Annotated in this window: 19 protein-coding genes; 9 read left to right on the forward strand and 10 right to left on the reverse strand. The window is 50.3% G+C overall.

The window, feature by feature from the left end; all coding sequences use genetic code 11:
* Positions 1-95: 95 nt before the first annotated feature.
* The 9 genes from SAQUA_RS12405 (at position 96) to SAQUA_RS12445 (ending at position 9,126) form a co-directional block, all read left to right on the forward strand.
* On the forward strand, positions 96-917 hold the full coding sequence (locus SAQUA_RS12405) for a pyruvate, water dikinase regulatory protein (RefSeq protein WP_380675311.1): 822 nt from the start codon (positions 96-98) through the stop codon (positions 915-917).
* A gap of 181 nt (positions 918-1,098) precedes the next feature.
* Positions 1,099-2,145: a 3-deoxy-7-phosphoheptulonate synthase gene (locus SAQUA_RS12410; RefSeq protein ID WP_380675313.1), complete on the forward strand. Its 1,047-nt coding sequence runs from the start codon at positions 1,099-1,101 to the stop codon at positions 2,143-2,145.
* A gap of 295 nt (positions 2,146-2,440) precedes the next feature.
* Positions 2,441-2,926 (forward strand): glutathione peroxidase, encoded by a 486-nt coding sequence (locus tag SAQUA_RS12415; protein WP_380675315.1) that lies wholly within the window; start codon positions 2,441-2,443, stop codon positions 2,924-2,926.
* Positions 2,927-3,083: 157 nt separating this feature from the next.
* Complete coding sequence (gene hemP / locus SAQUA_RS12420; protein WP_380675317.1) at positions 3,084-3,278, forward strand: hemin uptake protein HemP; 195 nt, start codon at positions 3,084-3,086, stop codon at positions 3,276-3,278.
* A gap of 92 nt (positions 3,279-3,370) precedes the next feature.
* Positions 3,371-5,413, forward strand: coding sequence for a TonB-dependent hemoglobin/transferrin/lactoferrin family receptor (locus SAQUA_RS12425; protein WP_380675319.1), 2,043 nt, complete (start codon positions 3,371-3,373; stop codon positions 5,411-5,413).
* A 66-nt stretch (positions 5,414-5,479) separates the two neighbouring features.
* Positions 5,480-6,517, forward strand: coding sequence for a hemin-degrading factor (locus tag SAQUA_RS12430; protein ID WP_380675321.1), 1,038 nt, complete (start codon positions 5,480-5,482; stop codon positions 6,515-6,517).
* Positions 6,514-7,344 carry a hemin ABC transporter substrate-binding protein gene (locus SAQUA_RS12435; protein WP_380675323.1) on the forward strand — a complete coding sequence of 277 codons (831 nt, stop codon included), beginning with the start codon at positions 6,514-6,516 and terminating at the stop codon, positions 7,342-7,344. The genes SAQUA_RS12430 and SAQUA_RS12435 overlap by 4 nt, the downstream gene beginning before the upstream one ends.
* Positions 7,344-8,348 carry a FecCD family ABC transporter permease gene (locus SAQUA_RS12440; protein ID WP_380675325.1) on the forward strand — a complete coding sequence of 335 codons (1,005 nt, stop codon included), beginning with the start codon at positions 7,344-7,346 and terminating at the stop codon, positions 8,346-8,348. The genes SAQUA_RS12435 and SAQUA_RS12440 overlap by 1 nt, the downstream gene beginning before the upstream one ends.
* Before the next feature lie 52 nt (positions 8,349-8,400).
* Entirely contained in the window at positions 8,401-9,126 is a 726-nt protein-coding gene (locus SAQUA_RS12445) for a heme ABC transporter ATP-binding protein (protein ID WP_404413209.1), read from the forward strand.
* Between the two features lie 197 nt (positions 9,127-9,323).
* Here the strand turns inward: SAQUA_RS12445 and SAQUA_RS12450 are convergent, their stop codons facing one another.
* From SAQUA_RS12450 to arnB, 10 genes are all read right to left on the reverse strand, one after another.
* Positions 9,324-10,766, reverse strand: coding sequence for a YdiU family protein (locus SAQUA_RS12450; RefSeq protein WP_380675329.1), 1,443 nt, complete (start codon positions 10,764-10,766; stop codon positions 9,324-9,326).
* 1,794 nt (positions 10,767-12,560) lie between these two features.
* A complete protein-coding gene (locus tag SAQUA_RS12455) occupies positions 12,561-13,574 on the reverse strand; it encodes a lipoate--protein ligase A (RefSeq protein ID WP_380675331.1) in 1,014 nt (337 codons plus the stop codon).
* 57 nt (positions 13,575-13,631) lie between these two features.
* A complete protein-coding gene (locus SAQUA_RS12460) occupies positions 13,632-14,090 on the reverse strand; it encodes an NlpC/P60 family protein (RefSeq protein WP_380675333.1) in 459 nt (152 codons plus the stop codon).
* A 132-nt stretch (positions 14,091-14,222) separates the two neighbouring features.
* A complete protein-coding gene (arnF, locus tag SAQUA_RS12465) occupies positions 14,223-14,621 on the reverse strand; it encodes a 4-amino-4-deoxy-L-arabinose-phosphoundecaprenol flippase subunit ArnF (protein ID WP_380675335.1) in 399 nt (132 codons plus the stop codon).
* Positions 14,618-14,962, reverse strand: coding sequence for a 4-amino-4-deoxy-L-arabinose-phosphoundecaprenol flippase subunit ArnE (arnE, locus tag SAQUA_RS12470; protein ID WP_380676004.1), 345 nt, complete (start codon positions 14,960-14,962; stop codon positions 14,618-14,620). Before arnE ends, arnF begins: the two co-directional genes overlap by 4 nt.
* On the reverse strand, positions 14,959-16,623 hold the full coding sequence (arnT, locus tag SAQUA_RS12475) for a lipid IV(A) 4-amino-4-deoxy-L-arabinosyltransferase (protein WP_380675337.1): 1,665 nt from the start codon (positions 16,621-16,623) through the stop codon (positions 14,959-14,961). The genes arnE and arnT overlap by 4 nt, the downstream gene beginning before the upstream one ends.
* Positions 16,623-17,531, reverse strand: coding sequence for a 4-deoxy-4-formamido-L-arabinose-phosphoundecaprenol deformylase (gene arnD, locus SAQUA_RS12480; protein WP_380675339.1), 909 nt, complete (start codon positions 17,529-17,531; stop codon positions 16,623-16,625). The genes arnT and arnD overlap by 1 nt, the downstream gene beginning before the upstream one ends.
* A complete protein-coding gene (gene arnA / locus SAQUA_RS12485; protein WP_380676006.1) occupies positions 17,528-19,510 on the reverse strand; it encodes a bifunctional UDP-4-amino-4-deoxy-L-arabinose formyltransferase/UDP-glucuronic acid oxidase ArnA in 1,983 nt (660 codons plus the stop codon). The genes arnD and arnA overlap by 4 nt, the downstream gene beginning before the upstream one ends.
* Positions 19,510-20,490: an undecaprenyl-phosphate 4-deoxy-4-formamido-L-arabinose transferase gene (arnC, locus tag SAQUA_RS12490; RefSeq protein WP_380675341.1), complete on the reverse strand. Its 981-nt coding sequence runs from the start codon at positions 20,488-20,490 to the stop codon at positions 19,510-19,512. The genes arnA and arnC overlap by 1 nt, the downstream gene beginning before the upstream one ends.
* A complete protein-coding gene (arnB, locus tag SAQUA_RS12495; protein WP_380675343.1) occupies positions 20,477-21,631 on the reverse strand; it encodes a UDP-4-amino-4-deoxy-L-arabinose aminotransferase in 1,155 nt (384 codons plus the stop codon). Before arnB ends, arnC begins: the two co-directional genes overlap by 14 nt.
* Positions 21,632-21,866: the final 235 nt, after the last annotated feature.

Raw genomic sequence — 21,866 nt, forward strand, 5'->3', positions numbered from 1 at the left:
AGCCTACTCCTTTACGCTATAGCGGTTGGCAGATCATGATGCTTAAACGGTGTTGCAAAACCTTGCATTGCCATTTTTATGTTAAGGGGCCTCGGGTGGAAAGAAGCGTTTTTTATATTTCGGACGGAACGGCGATTACTGCCGAAGTGCTAGGGCATGCTGTGCTATCACAGTTCCCGGTTAAAGCAACCACCTACACGCTACCATTTGTGGAAACTGAAGCCCGAGCTCGTGGCGTCTGCCAGCAGATCAATGAAATTTTTCACCAGACCGGGGTTCGTCCACTGGTGTTTTACTCGATTATCTCCCCGGAAGTACGGGAGGTAATTACGCAAAGCGAAGGTTTCTGCCAAGATATCGTGCAGGCTTTAGTTGGCCCTTTACAAGGTGAATTGGGAATGGCCCCAACCCCTGTACCTAACCGTACTCATGGCCTGACGGAAAGTAACCTGGGTAAATATGATGCCCGCATCGCCGCCATTGAATACACACTGGCGCACGATGACGGCATTTCTCTCCGCAACCTCGATCAGGCGCAGGTGATCCTGCTAGGTGTTTCACGTTGTGGCAAAACCCCTACCAGCCTCTATCTGGCTATGCAATTCGGTATCTGCGCGGCTAACTATCCGTTTACCGCTGATGATATGGATAATCTGCAGTTGCCCGCCGCGCTAAAACCTTTTCACCACAAACTGTTTGGCCTGACAATCAATCCAGAGCGACTGACCGCCATCCGCGAAGAGCGGCGCGATAACAGCCGTTACTCTTCATCCAGGCAGTGCCGTATGGAAGTTGCCGAAGTTGAAGCGTTATTTCGCAAGAATCAAATCCGTTATCTCAATACCACCAATTACTCAGTGGAAGAGATCTCCACCAAAATTCTCGACATGCTCGGCATGAGCCGCAGAATGTTCTAAGCCTGCTGGTCGTTCGCTCTTTTTGCGTGAAGACGAATGACCAGACTGCCCCCTCATTTTTTTAGCCATTTTCGTCAACAGAACACAATTACACGGTTGAATTCATCGGTTTTTAAGTTATTGTGATCACCATCACTTCCCGGCATTTCAGCCGCAGCGAAGAACAGTCTTAGAGAAAAATATGCACAAAACAGATGAACTGCGGACCGCGCCCATCGACAGCCTGATTACGCCTGTTGCATTAGCGGAGATGCTGCCGATTTCCGAAACGGTTGCCAATAACGTGACAGCGTCACGCAAACGCATTGAAAAAATTATCAGTGGTGAAGACCGCCGTCTGCTGGTAGTAATTGGCCCCTGCTCTATTCACGCTCTGGATGCAGCCATGGATTATGCCGGCCGCCTGAATACGCTGCGTGAACGTTATCAGGATCGCCTGGAAATCGTGATGCGCACCTATTTTGAAAAACCGCGCACGGTGGTTGGCTGGAAAGGCCTAATTTCCGATCCTGAATTGAACGGCAGTTATCAGGTTAACCGTGGTATTACAATGGCTCGCCAATTACTGCTGGAAGTCAATCAACTTGGATTACCTACGGCTACCGAATTCCTGGATATGGTGATCGGCCAGTATATTGCCGATCTGATTAGTTGGGGAGCTATTGGGGCGCGTACCACAGAAAGCCAGATCCACCGTGAAATGGCCTCGGCACTCTCCTGCCCGGTGGGTTTCAAGAATGGCACTGATGGCAATACGCGGATTGCTATTGATGCGATCCGTGCCGCGCGAGCGGGCCATATGTTCCTATCACCAGATAAAAATGGCCAGATGACCATTTACCAGACCAGTGGTAATCCTTATGGCCATATCATCATGCGCGGCGGCAAAACACCGAACTACCATGCAAAAGATATCGTAGATGCTTGCGATAGCCTGCGCGAATTTGATCTGCCAGAACACCTGGTGATCGACTTCAGTCACGGTAACTGTCAGAAAATGCACCGCCGTCAGTTAGAAGTGGCTGAAAATGTTTGTCAGCAAATACGCGCCGGTTCCATGGCTATCAGCGGAGTAATGGCGGAAAGCTTCCTGGTAGAAGGCACACAGAAAATAGTGTCTGGACAAGCCCTTACCTATGGACAATCAATCACTGACCCTTGCCTTAGCTGGTCTGACAGCGAACAGCTGTTAGCGATGCTGGCTGATGCAGTCGATACCCGCTTCTGATTATTTAACCGGGGTAGTCTTTATCCCGGTTTTTCAACGGTTTCTTTCACCTATACTTGATGTAATTCCTTCCGCAGCCTAGGCTATGTCCCTTAACTGTCCGTGGTACCGTCGCAGACCCAAAAGCCCATTATCAAGGCGGAGGGCGCAGGGCTGAGTGGCCCTCTGTTCAAGCCCGACAACGCAGAGGATGGGCTTTTGGGGCGCGACCCGTAGGGCTGGGGCCATTTAAGGGAAACAGCCTAGAGTTTTCCTTAATAACAAAACCTGAAAGTCGACATTTGGAGCTTTACACATGCCTAACTCAATACTATCCATTCCCTGCGTAACCCTGCAGGGGGAACAAAAGACACTGGCTGATTTTCCAGCCAAGGCTTACCTGGTGGTCAACACCGCCAGCAAGTGCGGCTTCACCCCGCAATATCTCGGTTTGGAAAATCTCTGGCAATCTTATCGTGAGCGTGGCTTAGTGGTTCTAGGCTTCCCTTGCAACCAGTTTGGCGGACAAGAGCCGGGCAATTCGCAGGAAATTGCAGATTTCTGTCGTGTAAATTATGGCGTGAGCTTCCCGTTATTCAGCAAAATTGATGTTAACGGTGCGAATACCCATCCCCTGTTCGTTGAGCTGAAGCGCCGTGCACCGGGTCTGTTAGGTAGCCAGCGTATCAAATGGAACTTCACTAAATTTCTATTCAGTGCGGACGGTCAACACATTAAGCGCTTTTCACCTACCATAAGCCCAGAGAGTCTGCGCGAACATATCGATGCCCTGTTACCCTAGCCTTATCATTCACCTAATCAAACCAATTTGTTCATGATGTTATGTAACTCATCGCACTTAAGGATCTAACGGCAACAAAATTTTCCTTGATGTAACCCTTCGTCAACATGATAATGATTATCAATACGATACTAACTAACTTTTGATGGTTGATTTCATGGACAATCGCAATAATCCCCATCAGTTCCAGGATCACTCCTGCGCTTCAGAGAGCAGCGCAGATACGGCGCTGCCTCCTTGCTTCGATAGCGCAGAATTACTGGGCCACGATGGTTTGGCGGTGATAACTCATCAAGGACAGCGTTATCAGTTGCGCCAAACCAAAGCGGGGAAATTGATCCTTACCAAGTAACCCCTATTCCTTTAGCGCCAGCCACCCCGATCTTGTGATCCAGGCAGCCAGCAAATCTATTGATATGTTTAAAACATACGGAGAATTGCCTCATGCCTGCCTTTTTATCCACCCCACTGCGTTTATCCGCAGTCAGCTTGGCAATTGCCTGCGCCTTGCCAACGGTGGTTATTGCACAGACCAGCGCCAGCACTGCCCCTGTTAACAAGGTAAATAGCGAAAGAAACAGCAGTGAAGCCATCACCGTGGTGGCCACCGGTAACCCGCGTAACAGCTTCGAAGCCCCAATGATGGTCACCGTGATCGACCGTAATCGCCCTCAGAGCCAAACGGCAACTTCTGCGGCAGATATGCTACGCCGTGTTCCTGGTATTGCCGTTTCAGGGAGTAGCCGTACCAACGGACAGGACTTCACGCTTCGGGGCTACGGCAAGAACGGCGTACTGACATTGGTTGATGGTATTCGGCAGGGAACGGACACCGGCCACCTCAACAGTGTCTTTCTGGATCCCTGGTTGGTAAAGCGTATTGAAGTGGTACGCGGTCCATCCGCATTGTTATACGGTAGTGGAGCCTTGGGTGGTGTTGTCTCCTTCGAAACCGTCGGCGCTGCCGATCTGCTGTTGCCAGGCCATAACAGCGGTTTCCGCGTCTTCGGCAATGCCGCAAGCGGCGATCATAGCCTGGGCATGGGGGCCAGCGCCTACGGAAAAACCGATAACCTTGATGGCTTGCTTTCTTTTGGCGCTCGTGACATTGGTAATATTCGCCAAAGCAACGGATTTGACGCACCCAATGACGAAACCATAGGCAATATTCTGGCTAAAGGCACCTGGAAGATAGACGACAGTCAGTCACTAAGTAGCGCGCTACGCTACTACAATAACAGTGCCCGCGAGCCCAAAAACCCTCAAGATTCGGCGGCGACCAGAGCGAATCCGTTTACCGAGCGTTCTACCATTCAGCGCGACGCAGCGCTCAGCTATAAGCTGAAACCCAAAGATCAAGATTGGCTGGATGCGGTTGCAAAACTGTATACCTCAGAAGTAAAAATCAACGCACATAACACCGGAAAAATAGACGAGTTTCGTAAGCAAACCACCAACGGTGCCAAACTGGAAAACCGTACCAAGCTGGCTAGCAACAGTTTTGCTAGCCACTTGCTAACTTATGGCAGCGAAACTTACCAGCAAAAACAGCGCCCAAGTGGCAGCACCACCAGCTTCCCCGATGCAAAAATCAATTTCTCTTCCGGTTGGTTACAAGACGAGATCACCTTACGTGATCTGCCGATTTCCATCATCGCCGGAACGCGTTACGACAATTATAAAGGAACCAGCCAGGGCCATGCTGACGTCAACGCCGACAAATGGTCATCGCGGGGGGCGATTACGTTAACCCCAACGGACTGGTTGATGCTGTTCGGTTCATACTCTCAGGCTTTCCGCGCACCAACCATGGGTGAAATGTACAACGACTCGATGCACTTCCCTGGTAACTATTGGGTCGCTAACCCTAACTTGAAACCGGAAACCAACGACACCACTGAATTCGGTTTCGGTCTGCGCTTTGATGATCTGCTGCTCGCGCAAGACAGCCTCCAGTTCAAAGCCAGCTATTTCGATACCGATGCTCACGATTATATCAGCCAATACGTCGATATTCGTGGCCGTAAATCCTACTCCCAGAATATCTCGCGTGCCAAAATCTGGGGCTGGGACACCTCTCTGAGTTACCAGAATCACTGGTTCAATTGGGATCTGGCTTACAACCGCACCCGCGGCAAAGATCGTTCTAACCAAGGTGAACTCAATAGCAAAAGCGGCCAATGGCTCGCAGATATCTCACCGGACACCGTCACCAGTACGTTGGACATACCCATTCACGGCACCGGTCTTAGTGCTGGCTGGGTTGCTACGCTTGCTGAACGCACCAGCCGCGTCCGTGAAGGCACCGCTGAACAAGGCGGGTACGGTGTGCACGATTTCTATCTGAGCTACCAAGGCCGCGATAAGTTGAAGGATGTCACTACCTCCGTGGTGCTGGGCAACGCCTTCGATAAAGAATATTACTCTTCACAGGGCATTCCACGCGATGGACGTAATGCCAAACTGATGATCAGCTACCAGTGGTAACTGGTATTTAACTCTAGCGAGCAAGCACCTTGCCCGTACTTAAACAACTGCAAAGGAATACCCGTTATGAGCGAAACTCTGTATCAGCGTTATCAAAAGGCAAAAAACGATAATCCAGGTAAGTATGCACGCGATTTAGCCGAGTTGCTGAAGGTCAGTGAAGCGGAGTTGACCCACGCGCGCGTAGGGCATGATGCGCAACGCTTACAAGCCGATGCCCGTACATTGCTGACAGCGCTTGAACAGGTCGGCGTCACCAAGTCAATCACCCGCAACAGCTTCGCGGTTCATGAGCAAATTGGCTGCTACCAAAACCAGCATCTTAACGGCCACGCCGGGCTGATCCTCAATCCCCGTGAACTGGATTTGCGGCTGTTCCTCAACCATTGGGCCAGTGCCTTCGCGTTAAGTGAAACCAACAGGCGCGGCGCTCGCCACAGTATCCAGTTTTTTGACCATCAAGGGGAGGCATTGCATAAGGTCTACACGACAGACGAAACCAATCTTGCGGCCTGGCTGGCATTGGTTGAGCGTTACCAGAGTGCAGAAAATCCGCCATTGCAACTACGGCAGCCGGAACAGAGCAGCGTGAACCATAAAGAAGCGAGTAACGCCCAAATCGATGCAGAATGGCGAGCAATGACCGACGTACACCAATTCTTCCAACTGTTGAGCCGCAATAACCTAACCCGCCAACAGGCATTCCGTGCCGTAGGTAACGATCTAGCCTATCGCGTAGACAACCGTGCTCTGTCACAAATTCTGCAGGCAGCGCAAACCGATCAGAACGAAATCATGATTTTTGTCGGTAATCGGGGATGTGTTCAGATCTTTACCGGCCGCATTGAGCGTCTGATGCCGCAAGATGGTTGGCTCAATATCTTCAACCGCCGTTTTATCCTGCACCTGATCGAAGATGCCATTGCGGAAAGCTGGATCACCCGCAAACCAACCAAAGATGGCATGGTCACCAGTCTGGAGCTGTTTGCCGCCGATGGTACACAAATTGCGCAACTTTATGGTCAGCGCACCGAAGGCCAACCAGAACAAATGCAATGGCGTGAGCAAATTGCCAGTCTTGAGCCAAAGGATATCGCCGCATGAAGGTTTCATCACTGCGCACCCTGGCATTTTTCAGCCTACTAACCTTCTCGTTGGTTACCTACGCCGCTGAACGGATTGTCTCAATCGGTGGCGACGTAACCGAAATCACTTTCGCCTTGGGTGCTGGAGGTGAAGTTATTGCACGAGACAGCACCAGCCTTCATCCTGCCACGGCAGAGAAATTGCCGAACATCGGCTATATGCGCCAACTGAACGCCGAGGGGATTCTGGCACTGAAACCGTCGTTGGTTCTGACATCCGAACTGGCAGAACCGGCACTGGTAATTAGGCAGTTGGAGGAAAGTGGTGTCAAAGTAGTGCGAATACCCGGTGATACGACATTGCAGGCAGTAACGGAAAAATTCCGTATTATTGCCAACGCGTTAAATCGTAACCGCCAAGGTATGCAGCTAGCCGAACGTTATCAACGGCAACTGGCTACTGTGAACACTACGCCACTGCCGGTGAAAGTGTTGTTCGTTATGAGCCACGGTGGGATCACTCCCGTGGCCGCTGGCCAGAATACCGCAGCAGATGCCATTATCCGCGCCGCCGGGTTAAAAAATGCCATGCAGGGATTCAATAATTACCGCCCTCTTTCACAAGAGGGCGTGATTGCCAGCGCACCGGATTTATTACTGGTCACTACTGATACCGTTCGTTCAATGGGTGGTCTGGCGCATTTATGGCAATTACCCGGTATCGCCCTGACGCCAGCAGGGAAAAACCGCCGAGTTCTTACCGTCGATGATATGGCGCTGTTAGGCTTTGGCCTGCAGACCCCCCAAGCACTTGGCTTACTGCGAACTGCGGCGGAGCAAAAGTAATGCGCTTACGGACCTCCCCCCGTCTGGCGATCGGTAGTCTGCTGATCCTGCTAAGTCTGTTGACCGTCGGTGCCGCCAATCTGGGGGCCGTGACACTCTCTTTTCGCACGTTGTGGCAGTTGCCCTTGGACGATACCGCCTGGCATATCTGGCTGAATATCCGCTTGCCGCGCGTTCTGCTGGCCATAATTATCGGCTGCGCATTGGCGGTTTCCGGTGCCGTCATGCAGGGGTTATTCCGCAACCCCTTAGCCGACCCCAGTCTGTTGGGCATCAGCAGCGGCGGAGCCTTGTTTGTTGCCCTTATCATCGTTATGCCTCTCACCTTGCCACCGTTCATCGCACTATACAGCCATATGCTTGCCGCCTTTCTGGGCAGTCTATTGGTCTCGATATTGATTTATGGCATCAGCCGTAGTGGGCACGGCAGCCTTTCACGCTTGCTGCTGGCAGGTATTGCTATCAATGCGCTGTGCATGGCGGCTATTGGGGTGCTTTCTTATCTCAGCAGCGACCAGCAACTTCGCCAGTTTTCGCTCTGGATGATGGGAAGCCTCAGCCAGTCGCAATGGCCAACCCTGATCGTTGCTGCATCGCTGGTTTTGCCGACGGCGCTGTTGACCTTACTGCAAGCCCGTCGCCTGAACTTGCTACAACTCGGCGACGAGGAAGCACACTATCTCGGGGTCAATGTGCAACGGGCCAAGCTACAATTGTTGCTACTCAGTGCACTGCTGATCGGCGCGGCGGTGGCGATGAGCGGTGTGATTGGTTTTATCGGTCTGGTAATCCCGCATCTGGTACGCATGCGCCTTGGCGGCGATCATCGTTGGCTGTTACCTGCTTCAGCCTTGGGTGGCGCTTGTCTGTTATTAGTGAGCGACACGCTGGCACGAACCCTGGTCGCGCCAGCTGAAATGCCGGTTGGCCTGATGACCAGCCTGATTGGCGGCCCCTATTTCCTGTGGCTGGTCATGTACCAACGGGAGCGTTCAGGTGGATAATTTACCAACACTTACTGCACAGCAGCTTTATTATCGACGTGGAGGCCGCACGCTGCTGACAGATATCTCTCTAAGCATAGCCAGCGGTGAGGTGGTAGCGATTATCGGCCCCAACGGAGCGGGTAAATCGACCTTACTGCGCTTGCTCACCGGTTATCAGCAGCCAGACAGCGGTGAATGCCATCTGCTGGGCAAGCCCCTTGAACAGTGGCGCCCGCTACAATTGGCGAAAGTTCGTTCAGTGATGCGCCAACACAGTGAACTTGTGTTCCCATTCAGTGTGGAGGAAGTGGTGGCTATGGGACGTTCCCCCTATGGCGGACGTGACGCACAACAAGCGATTAAGCAGGTAATGACACAAACCGATTGCCTAGCGTTGGCTCAGCGCGATTATAGGCAACTTTCCGGAGGGGAGCAGCAACGTGTCCAATTGGCAAGGGTGCTGGTGCAGTTGTGGCAACCAAAACCGGCTCCAGCTTGGTTATTCCTTGATGAACCTACTTCTGCGCTCGATCTTTATCATCAGCAACATACATTACGCCTGCTACGTTCGTTGACCCGTCAACAGCCATTGGCGGTATGCTGTATTCTGCACGATCTCAATCTGGCCGCCTTGTATGCCGACCGCATTCTACTGTTGCACCAAGGGCGATTAGTCGCTTCCGGTACCCCGTATGAGGTGTTGCAACAGGAAAACCTGATGCGGTGGTACCAAGCGGACCTGGGCGTGATTAAACATCCGGAAACGGCTTTGCCGCAGATTTACTTGCGGCAATAATAATCAGCCAAGAAAGGCCTGTTCTAGGCTGTGTCCCTTAACTGTCCGTGGTGCCGTCGCAGACCCAAAAGCCCGTTATCAAGGCGGAGGGTGAAGGGCAGAGTGGCCCTCTGTTCAAGCCCGACAACACAGAGAACGGGCTTTTGGGGCGCGGCCCGCAGGGCTGGGGCCATTTGCAGTTAAGGGACACAGCCTAATCAGCTAGAACAGGAAATTTCCAGGTGTTTACCCCAGTCTGGCGGCAAGGCGGCCAGATCTTCATACTCGGTATTCTCGTCAAAAGGTTTCTGCAAAACCTGGTGCAAGCGTGCCAGTTTACTGACGTCATCCTGCTCAGCCGCCTCTATCGCCTGCTGCGCCAGATAATTACGCAAAATAAATTTGGGATTTGCCTTTTTCATTGCTTGCTGGCGCTCGGCATCACTTACCGATTCCTGCTGCAAACGCTGGCGATAATGCTGGTACCAACTATCAAATGCAGCGCGGTCGATAAACTCGTCGCGCAGCGGTGTATCTGCTTGTTGCTGCTTAACTTCACATAGCAAGCGGAACGTGCGGGTATAGTCACGCCCCTCCTGCGCCATCAGGCTTAATAACCCGGTTAGCAGTTCGTTATCCTGTCTGGACTGCGTAAAGAAGCCCAGCTTGGCACGCATTTGCTCGCCATATGCCTGCATCAGCGCTGGTTCGTAGGCTGCCAAAGCTGCCTGTAGCTGTTCTGCTGTCATCAGACCAGAGAGCGTTTGTGCCAACCGATGCAGGTTCCATAACCCCACCGCAGGTTGATTATCGAAAGCATAGCGACCCTGATGGTCAGAATGGTTGCAGATGAAATCAGGTTTATAGTCGTCCAGAAAACCGTAGGGACCATAATCCATAGTCAGACCCAAGATCGACATATTGTCGGTATTCATTACTCCGTGCGCGAAGCCGACGGTTTGCCAATGCGCAATCATGCGCGCCGTACGTTCAACGACGTCGGTAAACCAACGCTGATAGCGATCCTCTTCCCCTGCCAACTGCGGCCAGTGGTGGGTAATCACAAAATCAGCCAGTTGCCTGACCTGTTCCGGCTGTTTACGGTAGTAAAAATGTTCAAAGTGGCCAAAGCGCACATGACTCTCCGACACACGCAGCAACATCGCTCCGCGCTCCGGTTGCTCACGAAAGACAGGGTGTTCGCTGGTGACAATCGTCAGCGCACGGGTGGTGGGAATACCCAAATGATAGAAGGCTTCAGAGGCAAGAAACTCGCGGATCACCGAACGTAACACTGCTCTGCCATCCCCCATACGGGAATAAGGCGTTAATCCGGCCCCTTTTAAGTGCCAATCCATACTGCGGCCATCCGCAAGTATTTGCTCACCCAGCAGGATCCCTCGGCCATCCCCCAACTGCCCCGCCCAGCCACCAAACTGGTGCCCACTGTAAACCTGAGCCAAAGGCTGCATGCCGGAAAGCAGAGTCTCGCCAGCCCACACTGCCGTTTTATCTGGCGTAAACCAGCTGTCATCAAGCCCTAATTCACGCGCCAGAGGCTGGCTGTAATATAACAGGCGAGGCTTTTTAAGCGGGGTAGGATTCAGTTCTGTGTAGAAGCCGGGCAATTGTTGATGGTAAGCGTTTTTAAATTGCAACATAGCCCCTCCATTTCGATTAGGCTGAGTCCCTTGACTGCACGCAATCAGCAGGGACACAGCCTAGTGTAGTGGTTGGAGAGTAGGATTAACACTGAGTAACTGTAGGGAGAACGCCCCCGCACAAGATCTGCGGAGGCATCAGAACTACTTATGACGACGAGAGGTCTTCAAGGATTTATTGCGGGTATTGATAAAATGCTTTAACAATGAGAAAACCACAATGAGTAACAGCACAGGAACCACAGATATAATCGTCCAGTCCACTATTTACCTCCGAGCATATAGTCAAAATATTCAGCTATTATCGAACTCTTCGGTCATCCTTCCCAGAGAACGCAAATTATCCTTACAAACGGCAGGTTAAAAAAATCTTGTATCCCTAAAGAACCCACCATTATAAGCTTATTACCGTTTTCTTTTTTCTCTACTCCACAAACAATCACCCCATTCACTATAGATTGATTTTTTAACAATGGATCGATAACTACGTTATATCCTTTTATGGATAAACAATTGCAGTCTATCTTCACATAATCAAAAAAACCGCATACAGCATGTTATGTGTTGTTTTTACTGGATTAAAACCATCAAGACACAGTAAAAGGAGCCACTCAACAATCTGGCTTTAAGATTATTCTCCCGATAAAAAAGATGAGTTAGCCCCTCATCGATCCTAGCGGTGATAAATCCTGACTCTGTAACATTCACCAAGTGATTGGCGCCTAAAATAAAGTCGACAACCGCTCATTCGATATTGATGATTAAAAAAACACCACACACAACAAACCGCGATGCATACTTTTCAGTTATCATCACTTGTTGTTTAAATAACTCAGTCCGTTGTTTAGAGCGTAATGCCAATTTCCGGTGGCATTAAAATGACCCGTCCAGCTGACTGAAAGGGATAAATAGGTAGTTATATTACCAGCAGTTTTCCCGCTATGTCATAAGCAGGTTGAAAGGCCTAGGCTGTGTCCCTTAATTGCCCGTGGTGCCGTCGCAGACCCAAAAGCCCGTTATCAAGGCGGAGGGTGAAGGGCAGAGTGGCCCTCTGTTCAAACCCGACAACACAGAGAACGGGCTTTTAGGGCGCGACCCTTCGGGCTGGGGCCATTTGCGCGCATTGCGGCGTTGTTCGCCGCTTATTGGGTCCACCAAACCTCGCGGCTCACGCCTTGCCCTGTGCGCAAATGACCGCCAGCGGCGCTCGCGTGCAATTAAGGGACACAGCCTAGTGGCAAAGTAGACAGTATAAAATTAAACATCAATGCCAAGGCTTAATCGCCAGCCTTTCAATCCTATATCAACACATTCACATAATCAATGTATTAGAGAATTATCTTAAACAAAAATTCTTGTTACCAACAAAATTTTAATTTATTGATAGCTTTCAACGATTGTAAATCAAAATTTCCATTTATTATTCAATTAAATCATTAGTTAAGTTAACGAATTAAGGATTGCCAACTCTGATGCTATGGCGTTCAGATCTTGGTAATATATCTAACAATATGATTTAGTTAACAATAATTAAAAATAAAGTTTAAAAAACAGAGCTGAACACTTATCAAATAGTGCAAATAATTATATGAATTCACTTATTTTGCTTGCGCGATAATTTTACGTAGCAGAGTGGAGGAACCGTTGCTTACTTGACTTTCAGTATAAATAGACTAGGAAAAAGGTCATTTCCCACTAAATCAAGACAGCTAATTAACATCCTATTGATTAAATTAACTTAATAGAAAAAGGGATAGCCTAGGCTATCCCAATATTGGCAAAGGCCGCATCACGCTACTTGATGGTATCCCATAACCATTGTCGCAACTCGCCCATCTCTGCCGTCTGTTGAGGATATTTTAACAATAGTTGTTCACAGCAGGCGGCTACGGCCTCACTGCGATAGTCGCAGCCTACCAGACTCTGGGCTAGTGCCTGCAATGGCGCAGGGTTAAGGCTGTCCGTAAAGATTTGTGCACGCACAATTTTGCCCTTCTCTACATCAAAGAAAATATCGACTCCGCCCCAGGTAAAGCGCTCGCTCAAAAGATGGCTGAACGCAGGTGCTTTACCAAAGTTCCATTCCCAGCTGCTTTGTTTGGCAAATTGCTTTTCAAAATCTGGTAGTTCGGGAAACACGTCTGGAGAGATCACTTCCGGTTGTGCCGTTTCTCCATAGTGAGTGAAGAACGCCTGAATAACGGCGGCACAAATCTGTTGGTGGTCAATTTCAGGCACAAAATCAGCCAGATTAGCCACCCTTGAACGAACGGAGGTAATGCCCTTGGCCTGCAGTTTTTTAGGATCGGGGTTAAGATAGTCCGCTAAGCGGTTGAGATCGGCATTTAACAGCAATGTTCCATGGTGAAAACCACGGTCCTGAGTTTCGCGGTAGGCAGAACCGGATATTTTGCGAATTCCATCCGCCGTTTCGACCACCAGATCGTTGCGCCCTGAGGCCGAGGCTTCGACACCTAAGCTTTTTAACGCCTGCAGGATAATGCCTGTCGAAACGGTTTTGTCATAACCAGGCTTGCCCGCCATAAAGGTAAAGCAGGTATTCCCCAGATCGTGGAATACCGCACCGCCACCACTACTACGACGTGCCAGACGGATACCGTCCTGTTCCATACGCCGGGTATTACACTCCTTCCATGGGTTTTGCGATTGGCCGATTACCACGGTTTCTGCATTTCGCCATAGGAAGAGTATTTTTTGCGTGGTCATTTCGCGGAAGATGCACTCCTCCACCGCCAGATTAAACCACGGATCGTAGGAATCAGAAATTAATAAACGTAATGAATTCATGGCAGTCACCGGAAATAATAGGATGCTGCCATGATACACCAGATACTCTCGGTAACATCAGATTCGGCGAGCCTGCCAATAAACCTTGCGCCAATAGTCATTATTGAGAGAAGAGCGCGTTACACCTTTACTGGTGGAGGCGTGAATAAACTGATCGTTAGTGTCGTAGATACCCACATGTAAGCCATTCTCACCACTGCCCGTTTTGAAGAACAAGAGATCGCCTGGCATCAGTTCGTCACGCGACACTTTGGTGCCAATCCCGGTCTGCTGTTCTGTTGAACGCGGCAATTGCAGGTCAAAACGGTCACGGAAGGTACGATAAACAAAACCCGAGCAGTCTACCCCTCCTTTATCCAACCCGCCGTAGCGGTATGGAGTGCCGTACCATTGACGCAGTTGTTCATTCAATTGCGCGACCACCACGATTGAATCGGATAAACGCCCACTAGGTGGTGGCGCATGGCTGCTACAACCGGCAAGGATTAAACTGGCCAATAAAAACCACACTCGCATTACAATGTTCCCTTTACTGAAAACGCTGCCACATGACACCGCATGCAGCATTTATAGGGTGCTGATACGGTGTAAGGAGAATGCTTTGCGTTAATTTATCTTCTAGATAATCTTTATAAAGACATAATAGCATCAATCTTGTTGATGGGATTTTGCTGCGCTATTGGTATTGATCAACCAAACGCCAAACAGTATGCACAGAGTGCCCAACGTTTTTAGTAAGGTGGCCGATTCATTAAACCAGGGCAGGATCACTGCAGCCAGATAAACCAGCGCATAGCTGACGCTCAACAAGGGGTAAGCACGGTTCAGCGGTAAATAGCGCAAGGCAAAGAACCAGCACAGCATTGACAACGCGTAACCAAAAATCCCCCCACTGACGGCCAGTAAGGCTAGCCAATAGTGACTGAGCAGTTGCAGCGAAACCTCGGAAAATGACAGCAGAGGGATCTGCACCATTCCCCATTTCATCAGCAACTGTGCCATTGTCACCAACAAAACACTGGCAGCACCCCATGCGTAACCTTTCATGGATTAACACTCATCAGCAAGATCCCGAGTATAATTGCGCCCACACCATACCAGTGGCGCAGCGTCGTTGGCTCATTGAACAACCAGCCTGCCGCCAGCGTCACCAGCACAAAATTGAGACTGAGCATCGGATAGGCCAAGCTCAACGGTAGGCGTTGTAAAACAATAAGCCAGATCGCCATACCCAAACCTAACGATACCACTGCCAGAGCCAGCCAACGCAGCGTTATCGCCAGCCGCCGTTCGCCTGTCTGTTGCCAGACTTGGGCAGCCTGCTTCTGGCATAACTGCCCTGCGCAGGTAAACAGGCTGACCATGATCACCAATAAGTAGGCCATCAGGGTTGCTGCTTGTATAACAACAGCACCAGACGATTCATCTTATAAATGCTATCTGGCTTTGGCAGACTCTGTGGCACAAGTTCACCGCGTGAAAGTTGCAACACCAGTGACACATCACCTTGTTTGCGTGCCCGCTCCAACCACTGCGGAAAATCCTCATCGCTGATATAGTGGCTGCGAGAATCAGGATAACTGAGGCCGTAGGCAATCTCACCTTTCTCGCTGAACATCAGAATATCACTGCGCTTCAACTCCCAAGCCAGACCTGCAGCAATCCCCACGCTGTCGGTTAGAACATAATGGCTTTGACTCAGAACCGGCATGTTAGTTTGAATGAAGTTCTGCGGCATTTTGGAATCAATCACTTGCTGTGGAATGGCATAGCCAATCAGCAAACAGAGCAGTAACGGGCAAGCCGCAGCCCAGGTCCAACGCCGCGCATTGTTGCGGACAGAGACAATGGCGAACAACAACCACCCTGCAAATGCGATTATGCCGAGAATAATTTTCGGCCATTCGTCCGCAGAGAATAGTTGCACGTTAGGCAATGCCCCAGTGCCTATCAATACCAATGCAATAATGCCAATCAGCCCAAACAAGCCGTTCAACAGAGCATTGGCTTTGAATACCCGAGTCCGCAACTGCGCTACACAGTCTTCCGCATAGGCCGCCATCAACAGTGCCAGTGGTGCCATGCAGGGCAAGATGTAGGTCAGCAGTTTGCCTTTAGCAATGCTGAAGAAAATCAATGGCATGATGACCCAGCTCAGCAGGAAAAACAGTTCTGGACGTTGAGTACGCTCACGCCACCCTTTGAGCAGCGATCCCGGTAAAAGCCCCGTCCAAGGTAGCACCGCCGCGATCAATATCGGCAGGTAATACCAAAATGGTGCCTTATGCTGAGCATTATCTTCAGCAAAGCGCTGAATGTGTTCAACCCAGAAGAAATAGTTCCAATAATCAGGCTCACTGCGCGCCACTGCCAACGCCCACGGCAGGCTCAACAGCACTGCAACCACCACAGCTACTGGCCCGTAACAGAATAGTTCCTTCACTTTCCGCTGCTGGATAACAATCGGGATCACTGAAATCACCGGCACCGCAAGCGCCAGGAATCCCTTAGTCATGAATCCCATACCGCACGCAAGCCCGAGCAGCACGTATCCCCATAATTTCCCTTTGACCGTGGTGGCTTTCAGTGTCAGGTAATAACTCACCATCGCCGCCGTTAGCCAAAGCGCGATCATCGGATCGAGCACGCTATAAGTACCAACGCTGAACACTAGTACCATCGACAGAAAGATCAGCGCTGCCAAGCTGGCACGGCGAGCGTTCTTCCACATCATCCAGGCCAATGCAAATACTAACAGCGCAGTAAGCCCCGTGCTGAATGCCGAAGCAAAGCGGACGGAAAAGTTATTTTCGCCAAACAACCACTGGCTGATGTTATTGAACCAATAACCGGCAACAGGTTTTTCGAAGTAACGCAGGCCAAGCAGATTGGGTACCACCCAATCCCCTTTTGCCAACATTTCGCGGCTAATTTCCGCATAACGGGTTTCATCCGGCTGCCATAGCTGGCGCTCATTAAGCGGGATCAGATATACCAGAGCAAAAAAAATGGCCAATACGATGGCCCAAGTTCCTTTCAGCGCTTTCATTAAACGTCTTTTCCCTCTACCTCGGTTTGACAACCTAACCAGCCTTCACGGCCAGGAAACGGCGATCGCGTGATGCGGCCCAACGGCAATGATGCCGTATCTTGTGGCAATAATGCGCTTAGCGGACAGAACTCAATGCCCTGTTGCCGTGCACGCTGCAACAGTTGTTCGAACATGCCAGATTGAGACATCCCCTCAACCTCGGTGTGAATGGTATACACCGGTACACCACGGTCGTTCTCGATGGCCTGCAGAATGTAATCGTTGAAGTTTTCCATACTGACTTCACTGCCAATCACTTCATCAAAAGTAGGCAGTGTTACCGGGATCTGCACCGTCCCAGGCTGGCCATTATCCAATAATGGGCGAAACGGATGTGTGCCACGACAATCGCTGTTGTAATCAAAATTAAACTCTTGTTTAACTTCTACGACACGTTGGTCGGCACGCCAACCGGCAACTGCCGATGATTTGACAGGCTGCCCGATGCTCGCAGTCAGTGCATCAACCCCTAATTGGATCTGATGCGTTAACTCTTCAGTAGACCAGCGCGCTACACGCGCCTGCCAACCTTGATGATCCCAGGCGTGTAAACCGACTTCATGGCCTGCCTCTACGGTGCGCTTCATCAACGAGCCAAAAGCGCGTGAAATATTACGCCCTGGCCAGGCGGTACCAGCCAGCAGGATATCCCAGCCATAGAGAGATGCTGCGTTTGAGCGCAGCATTTTCATCAGGAATTGAGGACGAAGCAGGCGCCACAAGTGGCGCCCCATGTTGTCCGGCCCGACGCTGAAGAAGAAGCTGGCCTGAATATCGTATTTATCAAACAGGTCCAGCAAACGCGGCACACCTTCACGGGTGCCGCTGAAGGTATCTACATCAACTCGCAGACCGACTTTCTTCATTCACCACTACCTTCCTTTACAGTGGTACGCAAGAAGTAGTCCAACGTGTCGGCCACGGTTTGCTGCATGGCAATAGTCGGCTGCCAATCCAGCAGGCGGTGCGCATTTTTGATGCTTGGCGTGCGGTGTTCTACATCCTGATAACCTTTACCGTAGTAGCTGCTGCTTTCCACATCTTTAAAGCCGGCGAACGGTGGGAAATTGTTACGCAGAGGGTGTTCATTGAAGCTCGCCAACAGCATTTCAGCCAGTTCACGAATGCTTGCTTCATTGGTCGGGTTACCAATATTGATGATCTGGCCATTACACACACCATCGCGGTTTTCAATAATGCGATACAGTGCTTCAATGCCGTCGTTGATATCGGTGAAGCAACGTTTTTGTGCACCACCATCAACCAGTTTGATCGGTGAACCTTCAACCAGATTGAGGATCAATTGGGTGATTGCGCGAGAAGAGCCGATACGTGCAGCATCAAGGTTATCCAAACGCGGGCCCATCCAGTTAAACGGACGGAACAGCGTGAACTTCAGACCTTCTTTCGCACCGTAAGCCCAAATAACCCGATCCAATAACTGCTTGGAGACTGAGTAAATCCAACGTTGCTTGTTGATCGGCCCGACGATAAGACGTGAGGTATCCTCATCAAACTCTTTATCGTCACACATGCCGTAAACTTCTGAAGTTGACGGGAAGATGATGCGCTTGTTGTATTTCACACAGTCGCGGACGATTTTCAGGTTTTCTTCGAAGTCCAGTTCAAATACGCGCAGTGGGTTACGGGTGTATTCGATCGGTGTTGCGATCGCCACCAGCGGCAGAACCACGTCACATTTCTTGATGTGATACTCAATCCACTCGGAATGAATACTAATATCCCCTTCCACAAAGTGGAAACGCGGGTTGTCAAGAAAACGGCTGATAGCATCAGAACCAATGTCCAAACCGTAAATATCATAACGATCTTCACGTAATAGACGTTCTGTCAGGTGGTTACCGATAAAACCATTGACGCCGAGGATCAGCACACGCGTTCTGCGCTTCATAGCTGCACTAGGTTTTGGAGTCAGACGAACATCGGTAACGATGCCCATTTCCAGCGCCAGACGGTTACCCTGCACGTACAGACCAGACTCGCTTTGACCAGCCACGATTTCCAGCGCACCCTCACCGCAAGCAATCACCAGAGGTGAAGTACTCAATACGGTGCCCGGCTGTTTGTCATGCTGTGTATCCAAAACACGTGAACGCCATACGATCAGTTTGCGTTGCCCAAGGTAGCTAAATGCGCCCGGATAAGGTTCTGTGACAGCACGGATCAGATTGTTAATCTGACGCGCAGAGTTGCTCCACTGGATCTCACCATCTGCTGCAGTACGGCGGCCAAAATAGCTGGCATCCGCTTCATTTTGCGCGGTGAAGGTTGCCGTGCCGTTTTTCAGTTTCGGCAATTGTTCTTTAAGCAACACCTTCGCTGCGTCTAACACTTTCTTGTGCAGCGTCAGTGAGGTGTCATTGTCTTCAATAGCCACTCTCTGCTGACCAACGATGTCGCCCGCATCCGGGCGTTTTACCATTTTGTGCAGCGTCGCACCGGTTTCAGTTTCGCCGTTGAGCAGAGCCCAATTGATCGGAGCACGACCACGATAGCGTGGTAACAGTGAACCATGCAGATTAAAACCCCCCTTCGGTGCCAGCGACAGGATCTCTTCGCTCAGCATATTGCGGTAATAGAAAGAGAAGATAATGTCAGGCTGAAGTTCGCGGATACGCTCCACCCAAAGGGGATGGTTAACATCCTCCGGGGCATATACCGGCAGATTCAGTTCAGCACCCTGACGGGCGACGGAAGAGAAGAAGTTGTTTTCACCAGGATCGTCGGTATGCGTAAATACGGCTTGCACGTCATAACCCGCTTCGGTCAGTGCTTGCAAACCTGCACAACCGATATCATGGTAAGCAAATACAATAGCTTTCATCATTCTTCTTCCTGATTGTTTTGGGTCTGCTTATCGCCGACCACTTTCTGAACAAAATAACGTGGGCGAGCACGGACATCGTTGTAGATGCGGCCAATATACTCCCCCAACAAACCCATACCGACAAACTGCGCTCCAATAAAGGTGAACAGCACTGCAAACAGCGTAAATACACCATCAGCAGCCCATTCAGGCCCCATAATCAAACGCAAAGCAATCAACAATACCGCCAGTACAAACCCTGAAAACGCAATCGCACTACCAACAACACTTAACAAACGCAGTGGCGTTGTGGTCAGGCAGGTGATCAGGTCATACATCAAGTTAATCAGTCTCATCAGACTGTATTTGGAGTCACCAAATTCACGCTCTGCGTGTCGCACATTGATTTCCGTGGTACGACGAGCGAAAGTATTGGCCAAAATCGGAATAAAGGTACTGCGCTCATGGCAGTGCAGCATCGCATCAACGATATGACGGCGATAGGCTCGCAACATGCAGCCGTAATCGCCCATCGATTTGCCTGTCGCACGCTGGATCATCATATTGATCATCCGCGAGGCGGTCTTGCGGAACCAAGAATCCTGACGATTGGCACGCACGGTACCTACAACGTCATACCCCTCTTCCGCCACACTGACCAGGCGAGGGATCTCTTCTGGTGGATTTTGCAGATCGGCATCCAGTGTGATTACCAGATCTCCACTCACCTGATTGAAACCCGCCATAATGGCAGAGTGTTGTCCATAATTACGGTTAAGCAATACGGCAATAATACAGCTGCCAGGCTGTTGCGCTGCGGCACTCAGCATTTCAGCAGAATTATCACTGCTACCATCATCAACCAGAATAATTTCATAAGGTTGAAGGAGTTGCTTACAGGCATTTGTAGTGCGTTCCAGCAGTGCAGGTAGACTTTCCTGCTCGTTGAACACAGGGATCACCACAGAGACTTTCTTAATCGGTTCAACGCGTGACACTTGAGGACTCCAAAACTGAAAATAAGGCACTGACCACGCGATCAACATCTGCTTCGGTCATGTCAGGGAATAGCGGCAGGGTACACAGGCTTGCTGAATTCCATTCGGTATTCGGCAGAGAAAGCTGTGGGTAGCGTTCACGATAAAATTTTTGCGTATGAGCTGCGCGGAAGTGCAACCCAGTACCAACACCAAATTCTTTCAGACGTTCCATCAATTGGTCACGATCAATACCGCAGCGTTGCTTATCGACACGAACCATAAACAGGTGCCAAGCATGATCGTGCGGGTAACTCGGCAAACCTAAAGGCTGGAAAGGTGAATCTTTAAGAGCGGCTAGATAGCGTTCTGCCAACACCTTACGGCGGGCATTCAGTTCCGGCAATCGCGCAAGTTGAACCACAGCAATAGCGGCATGGATGTCTGAAAGGTTGTACTTATAGCCAGGCTCAACGACTTCAGCCTGCGGTTTACGCCCTTGCAACTGGCGATCAAAGGCATCAACACCCAGACCATGAAACTTAAGGCAGCGGACGCGATCGGCAAGTGCATCATCATCGGTAGCAATCAGCCCACCCTCCGCACAGGTCAAGTTCTTAATCGCGTGGAAAGAGAAAATGGCTGTGCCCCGAGCCCCGACCCACTCACCGTTAAAACGAGTGCCCACCGCATGAGCAGCATCTTCGATTAGGGGGATGTTATGGCGCTGAGCAACATCACGCAACGCATCCATTGGCAATGGTGCCCCAGCATAGTGAACAGGAACGATAGCTTTGGTTTGCGCGGTGATTGCGGCTTCTACATCAGCAGCACTCACCATCAACGTATCACGATCGACATCGATCATTACCGGCGTCGCACCGAGCAATTCGATCATATTAAGAGTGGAAACCCAGGTCTGGGAGGGGGTTATCACCTCATCTCCTGGGCCTATACCCAATGCCATCAAGGTGATATGCATACCGGCAGTCGCAGAGCAGACGGCCACAGCATGTTTACATCCGAAGGTTTTACAAAACTCACTTTCTAACTGCTGATTTTGCGGCCCAGTCGTAATCCAACCGGAACGCAACACCTTTTCTACCGCCGCAATTTCTTCATCACCAATCGCCGGGCGCGAGAAAGGCAGGAATTGATCCATAATTAAGACCCCAAACGTCTTGAATTTTCAGCCACTGTAAAACCCAAACGTTTAACAGATGTTAAACGCCTGAGAGAAAGCATACCGGTGGGTTATCTACCAACTAAGGTTGGTAAGCTTATTTCACGAATTAGCATCAGGATATGCCCTGAAAAAGATCGCCAGCAATTGTAGCTAAAACCGTAGTGTAATCAATTTGTTACACTTTAAAAAAATATCTATTTATTTTGAATTT

Source organism: Serratia aquatilis, from assembly GCF_044865145.1.
GTDB lineage: Bacteria > Pseudomonadota > Gammaproteobacteria > Enterobacterales > Enterobacteriaceae > Chania > Chania aquatilis.